Source organism: Pedobacter nanyangensis, assembly GCF_003313505.1.
Classification (GTDB): domain Bacteria; phylum Bacteroidota; class Bacteroidia; order Sphingobacteriales; family Sphingobacteriaceae; genus Pedobacter; species Pedobacter nanyangensis.
Window position 1 is genome coordinate 159,239 of sequence record NZ_QMHO01000003.1, and the last position, 17,707, is coordinate 176,945.

A 17,707-nucleotide genomic window follows, 5' to 3' on the forward strand; every position below is an offset into this window, starting at 1 on the left:
CCTTTGTCGCTTAGCTTTGAAATACACTTTATTTCCTTAAATGCGGAGCAAAATGGAAGTATTAACAATAGCTATTCACTACAAATGAGGACGAAAAACATTATGTCGCTATCTGTTAACTGTTTTTGTTAGCAGGCCCTTTATGTGTCTTTATATACAAAAACGGGACCGAAATTAGCCCTTTTAAAGCCGGCGCTGATCAGGGCCGAAGTCAAATTACCTGCTGGCTTTGGCACCAGCAAGCTCATTGAAAATATTGCATCATTAGCTAGGGTTTAAAATTATCCCCCAAATACCTAAGCTGGCCATATAAAGACTATTTAGTTACCTCAAACTCTTGCTTAAGTTTAATCGATTCGGAAGAGTTACCGATCAATATTTCAAATTTACCAGGTTCCACCGTCCATTTCATGTTTTTATCTAACAGCATCAAATCGTCAGGTGCAAGGGTAAATTTAACGGTTTTGGTTTCGCCAGGAGCTAAACCTACTCTTTCAAAACCTCTCAAAACAGTTTCGTAGGTAGTTACGCTACTAACCACATCTTTTAAATAAAGTTGTACCACTTCGTCACCTTTGCGGGTTCCGGTATTTTTAAGGTCTACCGTTATTTCTATTTCTCCCTGCGAGCGAATTTTCTGCGTACTTAATTTGAGGTTGCTGAACTCAAAAGTAGTGTAGCTCAATCCAAAGCCAAAAGGATAAAGTGAGCCTAACACCATCGTTTTGCCATAACCATTTGGATCTTCGTTTTTACTTTGTCCGGCTTGCGATGCTGGCTTAAAAGGAAAATTATATTCAATTTGCCCAATGGATTTGGGATAGGTCATGGTGAGTTTACCTCCTGGATTGTTTTCTCCAAAAAGCGTTTCGGCCACAACTTTACCCGCCGAAGGCCCGGGAAATCCAGCTTGAAGAATTGCTGGAAGATACTTGTTTTCCCAGTTAATGGTAAGCGGACGTCCGTTTACCATCACCATCACTACAGGCTTTCCCGTAGCGTATAATGCCTGTAACAATTGCGACTGCAATCCTGGCAGGTTTAAGCCTGTTCTGGTTTTGCTTTCACCTACCAAATCGTCGGTTTCTCCCACTACGGCAATAATCACATCGGCTTTACTGGCGGCTGCCACCGCTTCATTAATTTGAGCTTGTTCTGGTGTGGTGATGCTTATTGGCATAATTTCGCTTTCGGGCCATTTGGCATCGGTTACTTCACAACCTTTGCTATAGCTTATGGTCGAAAATTTGCCAGCAAAAGCCTTAATGCCATCTAAAATAGAAACAACCGGATTGTTAGAAGGCCCGTATCTGCTTGTGGTATATTTTGTTTCGGTGGCCAAAGGACCAGTAACCAATATATTTTTGTATTGGTTTACGTTAAGAGGCAACAGGTTCTTTTCATTTTTCAATAAAACCATTGATTGGCGATTGAGCTGTAAGGCCAATTCCTCATCAGCGCTGGTATGCACCTTTTGATCAGCCAGATTAGGGTCTTTTACATAAGGGCTATCGAATAAGCCCAGCCTAAATTTCACCCTCAATACATCGGCTACCCGCTCATCAAGTGTTTTCATTGACACCGAGCCTTCTTTAACCAGTTCGCGTAATGGCAGAATGAAAACCTCGGGCATGGTAAAATGCGTACGGACATTTAATCCGGCCTCAATAGCCTGCTTTACGGCTCCTTTATAGTCATCGGCCACACGATGCTTGCTCGAAATAAATTCTACCGCCTCGCTATCTGAAACTACATAGCCATCAAAACCATATTGCTTACGCAAAAGTTCGGTTAAAAAATAAAAGCTTCCGGTTACGGGCTCGCCGTTCCAATCGTTATAGCTGCTCATGATTCCCATGGGCTTGGCTTCCTGTATTACCCTTTTGAAAGGATAGAGGAACATTTCGTGTAGTTCTCTTGGTGCCACATGCGGATCGGTACGGGCATTACCATCACGACCGCCTTTAGGCACACTATACACCGCATAATGTTTTAAGGTAGCCGCTACACCTTGGTCTTGAATCCCCAAAGTCATTTGCTTGCCCAATTCGGCAATCAGATAAGGATCCTCGCCAAAGCATTCAACTACCCTGCCCCAGCGCTGGTCTCTGGCCACATCCAAAATTGGCGCATACACATTCGTATAGCCCAAAGCTCTTGCCTCCCTGCCTACGGTGTTTCCCGCTCTAAATACGAGGTTTTTGTTCCAGGTACTGCCAATATTAATGGGTGCCGGAAAGGGTGTAGCTCTATCGTGGCAAAGCCCGTGAATGCCTTCGTTGCTGAAATCAACCGGAATACCTAATCGGGTTTCTTCTACAAACCATTTCTGTACGGTATTGATGGCATTGGCGTGCTTGCTAAAAGGAAAAGAGTATTGGGTGACCGCCTTTTTATTATAAGGCAAGCTGTTCAGTTCTTCGTCTATATTGGCAATGCCGTCTTTCCATATTTTTGTCTTCCATTCGGCCGTTGGCATTTCGTCTTTCAACACCCTCCCATAACCGTAAAGCGTAGCTGTTTGGCAGGTTTTCTCATCCAAATTCATCTGGCTCAGCAAATCATTCACCCTACTTTCTATCGGTTTTGACGGATCTTCATAGACATCCATTTTTCCGTTTTTGTTAAAATCTATCCAACCTTTATGATAAATTTTATTGTTTTGGGCATAGCCCAAGGATACCGTAAATAAAAGAGCGAGCGATAAAGCGGATGGGTAGCGAAAAATAGGTTTCATTTAGGTTTTATACTTGATTGTTAATAGGATTAATTGAGCTTAATAACGGTTTGGGGCCTTTGCCTTGCTTATTCGACCAAGATTTTCCATAAAATTAAAGATACGGCATCAAATATTATGGAAATTGGCATTTTAATAAAGAAAATTGACATCGGGTTTTGGTCATTGGATCTGTTATCAATTGTTCTCATGGATTACCGATTTTAGGCTGGCAGGCATCCAAGGTGCCAAGATATTGATCAGACCAGATACAGCGGTCCTATGGCCATTCTTACCATCCCCATAAACCCTGCTTTTGCTGGGTTACTACAGTGCTTTTTGGAGAACGAGAAGTAAAGCTTAACGGCTTTCTTGGCTTTGGAGAAAGAATTTGCGGATTAGTATTCCCAGTTTTGGAAACTCGACAAACGTTGTATTCGATGGACAGCGAATTTAAATCACTAACAGCATGCACTATCCTATATTTCATTTATTTTAACGCTTTAAAAGAGCAAAAAAAAGGACAAATCAACACGAAGATTGATTTGTCCAGAAATGTGGAGAATGCCGGATTCGAACCGGCCACCTCTTGCCTGCCAGGCAAGCGCTCTAGCCAAATGAGCTAATCCCCCGGATACGGTGGCAAAAGTAAATAATTTAAATGATTATGCAAGTATAAAATGAAAAATGGTTTCCCAACCTCTTAAAAGCAATATTTCAATAAATTATTCTTACAAACCCTATGGACTGGTAAAATCAAACAAAATTCAAATATCCTATTAGTTTATGAAAGGTTTGAGAATAGTTTGAGCAAATTCATTCTACACAACTACCAAAACATGACCATAATTAACACAATATGGTACAATTAAAAGTTATTTTAGATACTAGAAGAAAAAAATCAGATGGTACTTATCCTATATGTTTTAGGATAACTAATATTAAAAAAGTCAATTATATATCAGCAGGAATAACAGTTTTATTAGAACATTGGGATGAAACTAGGTTAAGTATATCCAAAAATCATCCAAACCATAAATCCTTAAACCTTGCACTTAGCAAGAAATATTATGATATCCAACGTGAGATTTTAAAACTAGAGCAAGAGGAGAATTTTTCAATCGATAAACTAAAAAACATCCTTAATTCAAAAGCTGATGGACCTCAAAAGGTAATCACATTTAATAATTATGTCAAAAAACTGGTTGATGAGATGATGGCATTAAATCAAACAGGAAATGCTTTGGTATATAAACATGCATCAACACGTTTTATAAACTTTGTTGGTAGTTCAAAAATTGAATTCAAACAAATAGATTTTAATGTTTTAGACGCATTTAGACAACGGCTATTAGCAGACAAGGTAAAACTTAACTCTATAAGCAACTATTTTAGAACGATAAGAGCTATATACAACAAAGCAATTAGAGCTAAAATTATAGATAGAAGCCATTATCCTTTTTATGACATATCCATCAAAACTGAAAAAACAGCAAATAGAGCTATATCAAAAAAAGATATAACTAAATTAGAAAAGCTAGAATTATCAAATGGCTCTAAAGAATGGCATGCAAGAAACTGTTTTCTATTATGTTTTTATCTAATTGGTATATCGTTTACTGATTTGGCTTATTTGACCAAAGACAATATTAATAATGGAAGAATAATCTATAGAAGAAGAAAAACACATAAACTATACAGCATTAGGTTATTTAAAAAAGCAGAAATGATACTAAACTTATATGCCAATGAAGACAGAAAATACCTTTTGCCTGTACTGGATAATAAAATATTAGAAGATACATTAGAAAGTAAAAAGCTAATCTCCCAATGGATAAAGACAACAAATGAATATCTAGGCAGAGTTGCAATAAAGCACATGAAAAGTATTAAGTTGACTACTTATGTAGCTAGACATACATGGGCTACCACAGCTAAAAAAATGGGCTATTCTAATGAATTAATTGCAGAAGCATTAGGACATCAGCATGGCAACAGGATTACCAATATTTATCTTGATGTATTTGATCAAGAAGTTGTTGATGGTATGCATGAAAAAGTGATAAGTTAGAATAATTTAAAAAGTTGCTTCAAAAAAACAATCATTATTATTCTTCATTTGTAACACTTTAAAAAAAAATTTGTTTATATGCTATGTTAAGAATAAGTTTGCAGAATTAACCAATAGCTTAATTCTTGGAAAATTTTTACTTAATTTGTGAATGTCATGAAAACAAATTTAGAGTTTACTTAAATCAGAGTAATTCTGATTTAGTAAAAAAATTCAATGAAATTAACAGGGTTGAGAAATTGACTAACAAGTTTGTACTAGTAATTGAAGCCGTTAAGATAAATGCTCATAATAAAACCCAATATAATTGGGAAGGGGAATGTGCTATGGGGAGTATTTATGCCATAAAAATAGATTCTCATAGATTTTACACTTTACAAATTGTAAATAAAGGATATAGAGAGCTTTATATAAGTAGATATGGCAAAAAGGAATCTGAACAGAACACAAAAAAACTTACAGCAACAATACAAACGATTCAACATATTCAAATCCAAAAATTACTATCATGAATGAAATTGCAAAAAGATTTACTATACAATCTTATGTTGATAAGAATAGAGAAAAGTTAGACGAATCTTTGGTTAGTCTTAGGATTATGAAGGAGATTGACAATTTCTTGGATTGCAAAAGATTATCTAATAAAGATTTGGCTTTAAATTTAGGCTATTCAGAATCTTATATAAGTCAACTAATGTCTGGGGTAAAAAATATCAATACCTCTTTTATATCAAAATTTGAAAAACAATATTCTGTTAAGTTTAACTTCAAAATCTGTCTGAACGATAAAGAAAACCTATTTGCTAAGTTAGATGAAAGAAAATATTTCAACATCAATCTTAATATAAACATGTTCAATATTGATAGTAAACGCGAACATTTTTCCTTTAAACAAAATAGCCAGTCAATGTTTGAAGTAACTGATATTGAATACGAAAATTTATAGACATGAAAGAAAAGAAAGACATTCAATTTCAAATGAGGATTTCATCAATAAATGTATTGAGATTTTCTCAATATGATGTTGGAGAGCTTGAAGCAAGTAAGCTAGGAATAATTGAATATCAGTCTGACTTTGGAGTTAATATGTTAGAACAGACGAGTGAGATAGCCATAGAAACAACCGTAAAATTAAAAATTCAAGAATTAGATAAATATTTTGGAGAATTAAAGACTATTGTGAAATTTCAAATAACTCCGTTTGACACAATAATAGGAAAAGATAATGTCGGGTACAAAGTTCCAGATACATTGATATTGAATTTATTTAATATCGTTGCTGGAACTATAAGAGGTATTTTATATGAAAAATTAAAAGGAACCGTATTACAAAATGAAGTTCTTCCTTTAATAGATGTAAACAAACTTATTAAATCAAGGCAAACAGAGGCTAACTAATATTTTATTTGCAAAAAAGGAGAGTGTTTGCTCTCCTTTCTTATAACTTTTAATTCAAGTGCTCTATCTCAACAGACGGCATATATCCTACACTCTCAACTAGAGAAATAATCATTTCTTCTTTCAGAATTTCCAGATTTTCTACTGGCAGCAGAAAACTGTCATGGATAGTATAAATAGGACTATCGGCTGTTTTCTCCCAATATTTACAAGGAACTTTCTCAATGAACAGGTTGCTTTCGATAGCCTGTAAAAGTACAGCTAATGTATTATGTTCCTTTTGTTTTATCAAACAGAACAGTTCATACACACTCGGAAACAATCTCTTAAACACAGATGCCGATTTAGAGTTTTCAAGATGCAGTAATTTTGAAAAGAACACCATAAAAATCTTCTTCTTTGCGTCAGCTCTATTTTTAACCTTAACACCTTCATCGATTAAACGTTGAAGGAAAAATTCATATAAAGTACCATTAACTACTAAATCAATATACATGCTAACATCTACATTATGTGCAACAGATTTGGTGAACATAATGATACTATCTAGATGTTTAATATCTTTAGATAGGTTGCTATTTATATCTCTTAGATTTAATTTTCCTCCTACATTTTTGTTCTCCCAAAAATTACTGTCAAAAAGCAATGTTGAGAAAAACGGCTGTGAATTCTTCAAATCGATGGAAACTAGCTTTGCTCCATTTTCCACTTTAAGGTAATTTCTATATTCCTTTTTCAGATTGGTAAGGTTGGTATGCAACCTGCCATAATCATCCTGTTTTGCAAAAAACTCACCATTGTTAATCTTTTCTATTGCACAATAGGCGCAGTTCCTCTGAGAAGTAGTCATCGTACCATCTACATATTCCTTGTGCAGTCTTTCAATTGCATCATTATAATTTATTTTTATACTTGGGAGCGTGTTTACGAGCTTTTGAACCGTTTTTGTTTCTCCTCCATCTAAAACTTCTTCAGCTATTGCTTCTTCAGCTTTTTCAGCAATCCTGCCATCTTCAAAATTCAGGTATTTCTTGCAGGGCTGATTATGATATTCTTCCGTAAATCTATATCCTTTTGATTTCTTATCTTTTTGATAGCTGTTATCACTTTCCCAAATATTTGATGAAATAAGCAAATCAATATATCTTCTGTATTCCTTTGTTTGGGCATACATAATTTTTGAACTAAGATTGTAATAAGGTCTCTCACCCTCATTTTCCACTCTCAATGTCTTATTGTATAGCGGTGCTGTATAAAGACCGCTAATTAATGCTGAGCAATCATCCCTGCTAAATTTTTTAAAATCGTATAATTTTGTATTACTAAGCCACTTGTCCATATCTAAATTCTCAGGTAGGAAGTTTAGCTTAGGCTTGTAAAATATTCTCTTTTCCACTTATCGTCTTCACTATTTTTAAAACCTCAATCCAGAGGTTTATTATTAATCAATAGGTCTAATGCCAAAGATTAGTCAAAAGCTAATAATAGCATAAAACCCCAAGAGTTTCTTGGCTATGAAGTGTGTGTGAAAGATTTTGTGATGTTAGTATCGTATTTAGGCAAGAAATCAAGCCATTGTGTGGGAATAGCTTAAATGATAGTACAATATTAATAAAAAATTTTGATATTTCCAAATTTTTTAGCAAAAAAAGCTAATATATATAGTTTTCTCTGCACCTATATACGACAACCTGTCTGGTAAACACTCCCCCTACCTAATTTCAACGGTGCTTACCCCCTATCTGCACCTATTAATATTCATTTATTTAATCACTAAAAAATTTAATTATGGTCTTAATTACAGGTTATCAAAAGAAACAGGCAGGAGAAAAAGAGTTTTTCATGCTGGAACTACAAGGCGAGGACATTGAAATCGCTATTTCACAGACTACTGGGCTACCATATGCCACCACAAGAAGAACATGGCTATCAACAACATTCAATGAAACCATGTGTATGGGACTAGTTGGAAAACAATTATCCGGCACTATCAACAAGGTAGAGGTTGAGCCTTATGAATTTGTAGTAAAGGAAACAGGAGAAACAATGACATTGGACTACAGGTACATCTATTCAGCCAAAGAAAAACAGACAGCAGAAGAAGCTGTATTTGAACATCAGGAAGTGGCATAAAAACCACTATTTCTATTTATTAATATAAAATAATCAAGGGCTATTGCACAACAGTAGCCTTTTTTATTCTTCAAAATTTATAGTTATGGAAATAAGAAAAGCTGAAAGAAAAAAAGCCAAGATGAAAATGGCCCTACAAGGGGTCAGTGGCTCTGGAAAGACCATGTCAGCATTATTGTTGGCCTATGGCATATGCAACGACTGGAACAAGATATTAGTTATTGATACAGAACATGGAAGTGCCGATTTATACTCAAATCTGGGCGCATACAACGTTATCAGTATTCCACAGCCATTTACACCAGAAAAATATATAGAAGCCTTAGAATTAACCAAATCAAACGATATATCAGTTGTCATTATAGACAGCATCAGCCATTGTTGGGATTACCTGTTAGAGCTACACTCTAATATGGCAGGCAACTCTTTTACCAATTGGGGAAAGATTACGCCAAGGCAGAATGCTTTTATCAACGCCATTTTACAAGCTAATGTACATATCATTGCTACTATGAGGGTAAAACAGGATTATGTACTCAATCAAAAGGACGGTAAATATGTACCTGAAAAAATAGGTTTGAAAGCCGTACAGAGAGATGGTGTAGATTATGAGTTTACACTAGTCTTTGATATCGACATCAAGCACAATGCCATAGCCAGTAAGGACAGGACTAACCTGTTTGTAGGCAGACCAAACTTTAGGATTAGTGCAGATACAGGTAAGGAAATACTGGCTTGGTGTAATAGTGGCACAGACCATATTGAAATCAACAAACTGATAGATGAATGCGCAAGCATAGATGATTTGGTAGAACTCTTTAACACCTATCCCTCTTTTCAGCATACCCACAATAGGGAGTTTTCCAATAAAAAAGCAAACCTATTACAACTGAACAAAATGCAACAGAACCTAACCACAAAATTTACCCAAAATGGAACTACTCACCTTACAGCAAGATAAAGCACCTAATTTAATATTAGAAACCACAGAACATAAACCTTTTATCTTAGCTAATACCCTAGCCAGTAATATTAACGAGCTAAGGAACAACCATCTTATCCCCGTATTTGTAAAGGACAACCAACCTGTAATCTCACAAGCAGATTTTGTAGAGCTTACTTCTGATATATCAAACCATATCTTTAAAAATGAGATTGTTCTTTCTCCTAATATAAGGGTAAGCCACCCTATTAAGGGAAGAATACCAGAAGCAAAGGACAAACCTGCACATCTTTTATTAGAAGAAGAAAAGACCATCTATTATGAGCGCATGGCTTTTGTGATAGAGATACCCTCTATATCTGATACTATTAATGGGAATAGGCTATCGCTTACCATTGGAGGTATAAAGGCTTACAATCTTGATAACATGTACAGCAGAAAAGGCACAGAGGAACACTTTAAGCTATTTATTGGATTTCAGAACAAGGTATGCACCAATCTCTGTATAGCTACCGATGGACTAAAAACTGATGTGGCAGTAAGAAGTTTAAATGAATTAACTGATGCTATCTACGGCTTGATACAGAACTACAATGCAAAATCCCATTTGGAACAGATGGGGCAATTGATGGAGCATGACCTTACAGAACACCAATTTGCCCAGTTGATAGGCAAAGCTAGGATGTACAAACACTTGCCACCTAAACATAGAAAGCACCTGCAAGAGTTAAGTTTTGGTGATACTCAATTGGGAATGGTGGTAAGGGAGTACTATAATGACGAGGCCTTTTGTAGAAATGCAGATGGCAGCATCAATCTCTGGAAACTGTACAATCTGTTTACTGGGGCTAACAAATCCAGTTATATAGATACTTTCTTTGACAGGGGACTTAACGCCTTTAGCTTTATTAAAAATATATCTAGCGCATTAGCTAACAAACAGTGCAATTGGTTTCTTGACTAATCATTAGATAGCTCATCTTAAAATGGGCTATTTATAACTAAAATTATTATAGGATGGATAACGAAAAAAATTATAAATATGTAGATAACAGAAGTATATTAGTCATTGACAAAACAGGCGACATCCAAAGATTTTATTGTCCATTTAAAGTAATTAATACTATGAAAGAAATTTCAACTGTGAGGGCTATTAGACAGGATAACCACCATAAAATCCAATATCTGATAAATGGGACATATATATTATATAGCTATTTTGAGATTATTTGACTTTTTAATATTCCCTTTTAATTTTCCCAAAGTTTGTTTTTACCTTAGAAAAAAATTAAGATTACAAATTGAAGTAAAAATTTTTTAAGAAAAATATAAGCGTTAGCTATTTGTTCTTGTGACTGGAAACCTGAGAAATTTCAAAAGTGCAACAAAGAGCAGATAAGTGTTAACGTTCCATGCAATAAGCGTGGGGCGTAGCCTTTTCTGTTGCACGAGCTTCTCAGGGCTCCCAGTTCAGATATTTGGTTACAGTCCTGCGCTTATTGTATTTATAGACCAGCCTAGATAGGGACAATAGGCTATAAAAAAACTAAATTTTCTGATGAAAAAATTATTGCTAACCGCATTTACTGCATTCGTAGTGCTTGGTGTGTCATCATGTAAAAAAAGTAAAGAAAAAAGTGAAGAAAAAGAAGTAAAGACAACCTGTGCAACAATCAAATACAGTTCTATTAAAGAGGGAAATTCTATTTATCCAAATTCTGAAGCAAAGGTCATCTTTGATGAAAAAGGGAGAATTATAGAACGTAAAAACGTTGATGGCACTACCCATCTTCGGTATAAGTACTACCAAGATAAGATAGAAGTTACTAGTGGTAATATCGACCATCCTAACTATGATGCGATTTACACACTCGATGGTCAAGGGAGAATTACAAAGAAAGCTAGTGGTAGTATTTATGAATATAAATACAATAGCGATGGGTATTTGATAGAAATGACAGATGGTTATGGCATTTATACATACACATGGCAAAATGGGAATCTTATTAAACTTGTTTTTCTAGTTATTAAGGGAGCTTCCACAGGCAACACTTCAACAAAGAATTTCACTTATGGGGACGATGTTATTAAAGATAAACTTGTCGCCTACAATGTTTATGGTGAGATATATCCTTATCCCGACGGGCATCTTTCTGGATATTTTGGCAAAACATCTAAAAATGCTCCTATTATAATAGGGCGCTCTTACATTAAAGATATTAAAGGAGATATCATTGGTTACAAGATAGCGGAAAGAACAGACAATACATTAACATATGAATTGACCGTAGATTATAATTGCAAATAAATCAAAGTAGAATATAGTATAAAGGACATCAACCTTATTATAAAACTTTAAGTCATGATTTATCTATTTTTTATTTGCCTTACAGTAGGAGGCTTTCTAAGCGCGTTATCTGACAATAAAGAATTATCGGGCTCTAACCTTATTCAAAAGTTTACGAGCTTATCATTTATAATTCTTATTGGATGTTTCATAACTACATCTATCCTATATAAATGGTGGCAAGCCATACTTATACCAATAGGTGGAGCTATAGGAGGAGTAATAATAGTTGCATTAGTTGGAAATGGAAGAAGACTTATTGTAAATATATTCTTTTTCCTCCAACTGGTAGCATTAGTAGTATTAATTACTTTTATCTATCTTTTAACAATTAAAAAGTAAACCGATAGTTATGGACTAAATTCAAATCATTATTAAAACTAGGTCGTGGTTTGAAAATAGTTTGAGCAGAATGAAACTTAGGTAGAAATATTTGGGTTATTAATACTTGAAATGTGTTTTGAATTTGCCTGCCAGGCAAGCGCTCTAGCCAAATGAGCTAATCCCCCGGATACGGTGGCAAAAGTAAATAATTTAAATGATTATGCAAGTATAAAATGAAAAAAGGGAAGACTATCCAGCCCTCCCCAACACAATAACATAGTTAAGTGGAGATTAGACACCAAAATCCTATTGACTTAACCTAAATTTTTTCAAATGTATTGCTCGCACCGATGTATAGCAATACCTAGAAGTAGGTATTTTAAACTACTTGATGTATTTCACAATCAATTTAGCAGTCCTTCCCGATGCTCCGGCTTCACCCATCAATTGATGTAAGTGTGCATAATCCGCCAACATTCTCTGCCTACCCTTTCCTTCCATAATCTGCGCAAGTTCTGCAGCTACTTTTTGCGGGTTACAGTCCTCTTGAATGAGCTCTGTCACTATTTTACGATCTACGATTAGATTTACCAAGGAAATGAAACGGATTTTAACCAATAACCTGGCAATGGCAATGGAAACGGCACCGCCTTTGTACACCACTACCTGCGGCACATTCAATAGAGCCGTTTCTAGGGTAGCGGTACCCGAAGCAACTATCGCAGCGTGGGCATCATGTAACAATTGATAAGTTTGGTTAAACACCAAAGTTACTTTGCTGTTGCCTATAAACTGTTGATAATAGGCTGCGCTAAAGGTAGGTGCTGCGGCAATTACAAACTGGCAATCCTTAAACTGATTAACCACGCTAAGCATTACAGGCAGCAATCTTTCTATTTCCTGCTTTCTACTGCCCGGCAAAAGTGCGATAATAGGCTGTTCACTGAGTTGATGTTTGGTTTTAAAATGATCATCAGGCACAAACTGCGAAATCTCATCCAGCAAAGGATTGCCCACATAATCTACCTTCATGCCCCATTCTTTGTAGAAAGCTACTTCGAATGGCAAAATGCAGAACATGTGATCAACAATGCGCTTAATTTTAAGCACCCGTTTTTGGTTCCAGGCCCAAACCTTTGGCGAAATATAATAGCAAACCTTGATGCCATGCTGCTTCGCAAATTCCGCAATCTTCAGGTTAAATCCAGGGAAATCGATCAGCACCAATACATCAGGCTCGTAGGACAAAACATCGGCCTTGCATGCTTTCATGTTTTTAAGGATGGTACGCAGGTTCAAGAGCACTTCGGTAAAGCCCATAAAAGCCATATCGGCATAATGCTTCACCAAATTGCCTCCCTCGGCTTGCATTTTATCGCCACCAAAATACCTAAACTCCGCTTGGGCATCTTCCACTTTTAAAGCCTTCATCAAATTCGCTCCGTGCAAATCGCCCGAAGCTTCGCCTGCTATTAAGTAGTATTTCATTTTTTTTAGGGTCTAGGGATCAGTGTTGAGGAATTAGTTAACCTTATCTAAACCATTCAACGATTAGCCCGGTTAAACTTCCTGCATTATTTTGTAAAAGAAAAACACAAAAGCGCAGATAAAGGTAGCGCTTACCAACCCTCTGCCTACATTTTCCTTATTGATTTTAAAGAAATAGTTCATCCATAGCAAGTTTACCGCTACACAACCAATAAGCAGCAGATCGGCCTTTTTTAACGCTGTAGTGTGATTCATCAGATACCAAGCAATACTGGCCAAAATTCCAGGGCTTAGCAGCCCGATACCCAGGCCTACCCATACATGGTTTTTAACGGAAGAAAAGATTTTCGCCATTTTAACCCAGGTTTAGGCCATCAGCACCACGTGAAGATCTTACCTTACTTCCCTCGGCGTTAAAATCCCAAGCGTTTAAAAATTGGATAGCGTGGTGAGCCGTTAAATCAAATTGAACCGGCACCACCGAGGCATACCCGTGGTCCAAGGCCCAAACATCAGTATCCTCACCTTTATCATAGTTTTCGAAAACCCCCGTTAACCAGTAGTAAGGCCTATGGTAGGGATCTTGGCGTTCTTCAAAATCCTCTGCCCATTTGGCATTGGCTTGTCTGCAGATTTTAATGCCCTTAATGGCATCTCCTTTAGGGAAATTAACGTTTAGCAAGGTGCCTTCCGGTAAGCCGTTGGCTAACACCTGTTGGGTAATTTGCTTGATGTATTTTTTGCAATGCGAAAAATCGGCATCTTGCGCAAAATCATCCAACGAAAAGCCAATAGAAGGTATTTTTTCGATAGCTCCTTCTACTGCGGCCGACATGGTGCCCGAATAGATCACGTTGATAGAGTTGTTCAATCCGTGGTTAATTCCCGAAACACAAAGATCAGGCTTTTTGCCCTTAAAAACTTTGTTTACGGCTAGTTTTACGCAGTCTACAGGAGTACCTGAGCATTTGTACATTTCTATAGGCGGGTACAGATCCACCTTATCAAAACGCAAAGGCTTACCAATAGTGATGGCGTGGCCCATGCCAGACTGAGGTCCATCGGGCGCTACCACCGTAACATTTCCAATTTCGCTCATGACTTCAATCAGTGCTTTAATCCCGGTAGCGGTAATCCCATCGTCGTTAACGACCAGTATCGAAGGTTTTCCTTTCATGTATCTATTATTTTGGGGCTTGTTATGCCAAAAATACGTAAAATATAGCAATAGCCCCCGCCCATTCCGCAACTATTCATACGCTTGTTAGGAGTACTTCTATTTTTTATGGTGCAACATCTCATTAATATAATTGTCTTTGTATATTTGAATGATAACTTATTTCAATATGAAAAAAATACTACTAGCTGTTTGCCTACTTTTTGCAGGTTCAAACTTAGTGGCCCAAAACACTGCCTATCAGTGGAAAACGGCCACAGCAGGAGGTTACACTTACAAATATGTAACCAACGACCCCTCTAAAACCCGCTTTTACACCTTAAAAAATGGCTTAACCGTTATTCTTTCGCCCAACTACAAGGAGCCTAAAATTGAATACCGCATGAGCGTTAGAGCAGGTAGCAACACCGACCCTAAAAACGCGACGGGTTTGGCACACTACCTTGAGCATTTATTGTTTAAAGGAACCGATAAATTTGGAACCGCCGACTGGGCCAAGGAAAAACCGTTGTTGGACAAAATTGATGCCCTTTACGAAAAATACAACAAAACTACTGATCCAGCGCAGCGTAAGGAAATCTACAAAGAAATCGACAAAGTATCTGGCGAAGCCTCAAACTTCTCTATTGCCAACGAGTATGATAAAATGATGCAGGGAATTGGCGGTAATTCAACCAATGCGCACACTTGGTACGAAGAAACAGTTTACAACGAAGATTTCCCTTCCAATGCGGTAGATAAATTTTTAGCGATCCAAGCGGAACGTTTCCGCAAACCTATCTTCCGTATTTTCCATACCGAATTGGAAGCGGTTTACGAAGAGAAAAACAGAGGTTTAGACAACGATGGCTGGAAACTGGACGAAGCCATGATGGACAAATTGTTCCCTACGCACAATTACGGCCAGCAAACCACCATTGGTACTATTGAACACCTTAAAAACCCATCGTTGGTTGAGATCAGAAACTACTACAACAAATACTACGTGCCTAATAACATGGCGCTCATTTTAGCGGGAGATTTAAATCCTGATGAGATGATCAAGAAAGTGGATAAGGCTTTTAGTTACATGGTAGCTAAGCCATTGGCACTTTACAACCCTGCACCTGAAAAGCCGCTAACCAAAATCCAAAAGGTTGATGTTTATGGCCCAAGCGCCGAAGTATTGGAAGTTTATTACCGTGGTTATGCCGAAAACAGCAAAGAAAGCGTAATGCTTTCGTTGATTCGCAGCATTTTAACCAATGGCAAGGCAGGTTTGTTTGACATTAACCTGAACAAACAACAAAAAGTGCTTAGAGCCAATGCCACTTATCAGCAAATGAAAGATTATGGCGTTTTCAACTTATCGGCACAGCCTAAACAGGGCCAAAGCTTAGATGATGTGGCCAAGTTATTGATGGAGCAAATCCAATTGCTTAAAGAAGGTAAATTTGAGGATGACTTATTGAAAGCGATTGTTGCCAACAGAAAACTAAGTTTCTTACAAGCTTTTGACAGCAACGGCAACCGTGCTGAAAGCCTATCGAATGTATTTATCATGAACAGAGGTACTGGCTGGGATAGAGATTTGAACGAAATCAACGATATCGCTAAAATTACCAAGGCACAAGTAGTGGCTTTTGCCAACACTTTCTTTAAGGATAATTATGTCATTGGCTATAAACACAAGGGCGAAGACAAAAGTACCATCAAAGTGGAAAAACCTGCTATTACGCCTATCAATGCCAATGCCGGTTTAACTTCTCCGTTTGTGAAAAACCTATTGGCCAGTCCAGTTAAACCTATTGCTCCTAAGTTTTTGGATTACCAAAAAGATATCAACTTTGGCAAATCAGGTATCGCTGAAGTATTGACGATTAAAAACACGGAAAATTCTATCTTTAGAATGACCTATCGTTTTAACTTGGGAAGCAATAACTACAAGCTATTGCAATATGCAGCCACTTACCTGCCATATCTTGGCACCGATAAATACACCGCCGAAGAACTGAGCAAAGAGTTTTATAACATTGCTTGTTCTTATAGCCTAAACGTGGGCGCCGAAACTACCACCATCAGCGTGAGCGGCCTACAGGAGAACTTTAACAAAGCTGTTGCCCTGGTTGAGCACATTTTTGCCAACGTAAAAGCAAATGAGAAAGCTTTGGGTGAGCTAAAAAACAGCATTCTTAAATCCAGAGAAAACTCGAAGTTGAATAAAGGCGCCATCATGAATGGTCTTACTTCATACGCCCAATATGGCAAGTTAAATCCTTTCAACAATGTGTTAACTAATGACGAGGTTAAAAACATCAAAGCCGAGGATTTGATTTATTTATTGAAGAACCTGAACAACTACGAGCACGTAGTAACCTATTACGGCCCTAAAGATTTAGCAGCGTTTACTGCTGACATCCAAAAAGCACATGCTTTGCCAAAAGAGTTCACGCCAGCTGCTCCAGCTAAAGTTTATACCTACACCGTTCAAGATTCAAACAAAGTTTACTTTGCCAACTACGACATGGTTCAATCTGAAATCCGTTGGTTAAGAAACACTGGCTTATACAACAAAAATGACGGTGCAACCATCGAAGTATTCAACAACTATTTTGGCGGCGGTATGGGATCGGTAGTTTTCCAAACCATCAGAGAATCTAAAGCTTTGGCTTATTCAACTTATGCAAGTTATATCTCTCCAGATAGAGCGGATAAAGAATACAGCATGATTGCTTATGTTGGCAGCCAGGCTGATAAAATGAATGAAGCTGTGGCAGGCATGAACGAATTGTTGAATGTATTGCCAAAAAGCGAAAAAACATTTGACGGTGCTAAGGCTAATTTGCTGAGCAGTTACGAATCAGACAGGATATTGAAAGACGCCATTTTTGGCCGTTACTTTGCTGATAAGAAACTGGGCTACACCTACGATTCAAGAATGGACAGGTACAAAGAAATTAAACCAATTACTTTTGATACCATCAACACATTCCACCAACAAAAAATAGCTAACAAACCTTATTCTTATCTAATTGTTGCTTCCGACAAAAAGGTTAAGCAAGAGGATATGGCCAAATTCGGTGCTGTCAAAACTTTAACCTTAGAGGAGATTTTCGGATACTAAACGGATT

At 37.0% G+C, this 17,707-nt stretch carries 15 protein-coding genes and 1 tRNA gene; 10 read left to right on the forward strand and 6 right to left on the reverse strand.

Translation table 11 applies throughout. From position 1 onward, the window contains the following. Positions 1–316 precede the first annotated feature (316 nt). Together DUT71_RS06670 and DUT71_RS06675 are read right to left on the reverse strand one after the other, a co-directional pair. Positions 317–2,737: a glycoside hydrolase family 3 N-terminal domain-containing protein gene (locus DUT71_RS06670; protein ID WP_113661764.1), complete on the reverse strand. Its 2,421-nt coding sequence runs from the start codon at positions 2,735–2,737 to the stop codon at positions 317–319. A 537-nt stretch (positions 2,738–3,274) separates the two neighbouring features. Then, positions 3,275–3,348: transfer RNA gene (locus tag DUT71_RS06675), tRNA-Ala, on the reverse strand. Positions 3,349–3,575: 227 nt separating this feature from the next. Here DUT71_RS06675 and DUT71_RS06680 point away from each other — a divergent pair. The 4 genes from DUT71_RS06680 to DUT71_RS06695 all read left to right on the forward strand — a co-directional run bounded on the left by DUT71_RS06680 (position 3,576) and on the right by DUT71_RS06695 (position 6,185). Next, positions 3,576–4,787: a site-specific integrase gene (locus DUT71_RS06680; RefSeq protein ID WP_113661765.1), complete on the forward strand. Its 1,212-nt coding sequence runs from the start codon at positions 3,576–3,578 to the stop codon at positions 4,785–4,787. Between the two features lie 125 nt (positions 4,788–4,912). Further along, positions 4,913–5,299, forward strand: a complete 387-nt coding sequence (locus DUT71_RS06685) for a hypothetical protein (RefSeq protein ID WP_113661766.1) — start codon at positions 4,913–4,915, stop codon at positions 5,297–5,299. Beyond that, entirely contained in the window at positions 5,296–5,733 is a 438-nt protein-coding gene (locus DUT71_RS06690; RefSeq protein ID WP_113661767.1) for a helix-turn-helix domain-containing protein, read from the forward strand. The genes DUT71_RS06685 and DUT71_RS06690 overlap by 4 nt, the downstream gene beginning before the upstream one ends. Before the next feature lie 2 nt (positions 5,734–5,735). Further along, positions 5,736–6,185, forward strand: coding sequence for a hypothetical protein (locus DUT71_RS06695; RefSeq protein WP_113661768.1), 450 nt, complete (start codon positions 5,736–5,738; stop codon positions 6,183–6,185). Positions 6,186–6,234: 49 nt separating this feature from the next. Here DUT71_RS06695 and DUT71_RS06700 read toward each other — a convergent pair whose 3' ends face one another. Further along, positions 6,235–7,581 carry a hypothetical protein gene (locus DUT71_RS06700; RefSeq protein ID WP_113661769.1) on the reverse strand — a complete coding sequence of 449 codons (1,347 nt, stop codon included), beginning with the start codon at positions 7,579–7,581 and terminating at the stop codon, positions 6,235–6,237. Positions 7,582–7,973: 392 nt separating this feature from the next. On the opposite strand from DUT71_RS06700, the gene DUT71_RS06705 reads away from it, so the two are divergent. The 5 genes from DUT71_RS06705 to DUT71_RS20345 all read left to right on the forward strand — a co-directional run bounded on the left by DUT71_RS06705 (position 7,974) and on the right by DUT71_RS20345 (position 11,950). Continuing rightward, positions 7,974–8,318 carry a hypothetical protein gene (locus DUT71_RS06705; protein WP_113661770.1) on the forward strand — a complete coding sequence of 115 codons (345 nt, stop codon included), beginning with the start codon at positions 7,974–7,976 and terminating at the stop codon, positions 8,316–8,318. An 85-nt stretch (positions 8,319–8,403) separates the two neighbouring features. Continuing rightward, positions 8,404–9,279 (forward strand): ATP-binding protein, encoded by an 876-nt coding sequence (locus tag DUT71_RS06710; RefSeq protein ID WP_113661771.1) that lies wholly within the window; start codon positions 8,404–8,406, stop codon positions 9,277–9,279. Beyond that, entirely contained in the window at positions 9,251–10,225 is a 975-nt protein-coding gene (locus DUT71_RS06715) for a DUF3871 family protein (protein WP_113661772.1), read from the forward strand. The genes DUT71_RS06710 and DUT71_RS06715 overlap by 29 nt, the downstream gene beginning before the upstream one ends. Before the next feature lie 594 nt (positions 10,226–10,819). Continuing rightward, positions 10,820–11,569: a hypothetical protein gene (locus DUT71_RS06725; RefSeq protein WP_113661774.1), complete on the forward strand. Its 750-nt coding sequence runs from the start codon at positions 10,820–10,822 to the stop codon at positions 11,567–11,569. 54 nt (positions 11,570–11,623) lie between these two features. Further along, positions 11,624–11,950 (forward strand): hypothetical protein, encoded by a 327-nt coding sequence (locus tag DUT71_RS20345; RefSeq protein WP_113661775.1) that lies wholly within the window; start codon positions 11,624–11,626, stop codon positions 11,948–11,950. Between the two features lie 366 nt (positions 11,951–12,316). Here the strand turns inward: DUT71_RS20345 and lpxB are convergent, their stop codons facing one another. The 3 genes from lpxB to surE all read right to left on the reverse strand — a co-directional run bounded on the left by lpxB (position 12,317) and on the right by surE (position 14,597). After that, entirely contained in the window at positions 12,317–13,420 is a 1,104-nt protein-coding gene (gene lpxB, locus DUT71_RS06735; RefSeq protein ID WP_113661776.1) for a lipid-A-disaccharide synthase, read from the reverse strand. A 72-nt stretch (positions 13,421–13,492) separates the two neighbouring features. After that, complete coding sequence (locus DUT71_RS06740) at positions 13,493–13,774, reverse strand: stationary phase survival protein SurE (protein WP_113661777.1); 282 nt, start codon at positions 13,772–13,774, stop codon at positions 13,493–13,495. 1 nt (position 13,775) lies between these two features. Then, complete coding sequence (gene surE / locus DUT71_RS06745; protein ID WP_113661778.1) at positions 13,776–14,597, reverse strand: 5'/3'-nucleotidase SurE; 822 nt, start codon at positions 14,595–14,597, stop codon at positions 13,776–13,778. A 169-nt stretch (positions 14,598–14,766) separates the two neighbouring features. On the opposite strand from surE, the gene DUT71_RS06750 reads away from it, so the two are divergent. Next, the gene (locus DUT71_RS06750) at positions 14,767–17,700 is read left to right on the forward strand and encodes a M16 family metallopeptidase (protein ID WP_113661779.1); all 2,934 of its coding nucleotides are present in this window, start codon (positions 14,767–14,769) and stop codon (positions 17,698–17,700) included. Positions 17,701–17,707 lie beyond the last annotated feature (7 nt).

Coding starts and splice junctions, on each gene's coding strand:
- DUT71_RS06705 (WP_113661770.1), top strand. CDS start 7,974: ATGGTCTTAATTACAGGTTATCAAAAGAAACAGGCAGGAGAAAAAGAG.
- DUT71_RS06690 (WP_113661767.1), top strand. CDS start 5,296: ATGAATGAAATTGCAAAAAGATTTACTATACAATCTTATGTTGATAAG.
- DUT71_RS06670 (WP_113661764.1), bottom strand. CDS start 2,737: ATGAAACCTATTTTTCGCTACCCATCCGCTTTATCGCTCGCTCTTTTA.
- surE (WP_113661778.1), bottom strand. CDS start 14,597: ATGAAAGGAAAACCTTCGATACTGGTCGTTAACGACGATGGGATTACC.
- DUT71_RS06725 (WP_113661774.1), top strand. CDS start 10,820: ATGAAAAAATTATTGCTAACCGCATTTACTGCATTCGTAGTGCTTGGT.
- DUT71_RS06695 (WP_113661768.1), top strand. CDS start 5,736: ATGAAAGAAAAGAAAGACATTCAATTTCAAATGAGGATTTCATCAATA.
- DUT71_RS06750 (WP_113661779.1), top strand. CDS start 14,767: ATGAAAAAAATACTACTAGCTGTTTGCCTACTTTTTGCAGGTTCAAAC.
- DUT71_RS06680 (WP_113661765.1), top strand. CDS start 3,576: ATGGTACAATTAAAAGTTATTTTAGATACTAGAAGAAAAAAATCAGAT.
- DUT71_RS06740 (WP_113661777.1), bottom strand. CDS start 13,774: ATGGCGAAAATCTTTTCTTCCGTTAAAAACCATGTATGGGTAGGCCTG.
- DUT71_RS06710 (WP_113661771.1), top strand. CDS start 8,404: ATGGAAATAAGAAAAGCTGAAAGAAAAAAAGCCAAGATGAAAATGGCC.
- lpxB (WP_113661776.1), bottom strand. CDS start 13,420: ATGAAATACTACTTAATAGCAGGCGAAGCTTCGGGCGATTTGCACGGA.
- DUT71_RS06715 (WP_113661772.1), top strand. CDS start 9,251: ATGGAACTACTCACCTTACAGCAAGATAAAGCACCTAATTTAATATTA.
- DUT71_RS20345 (WP_113661775.1), top strand. CDS start 11,624: ATGATTTATCTATTTTTTATTTGCCTTACAGTAGGAGGCTTTCTAAGC.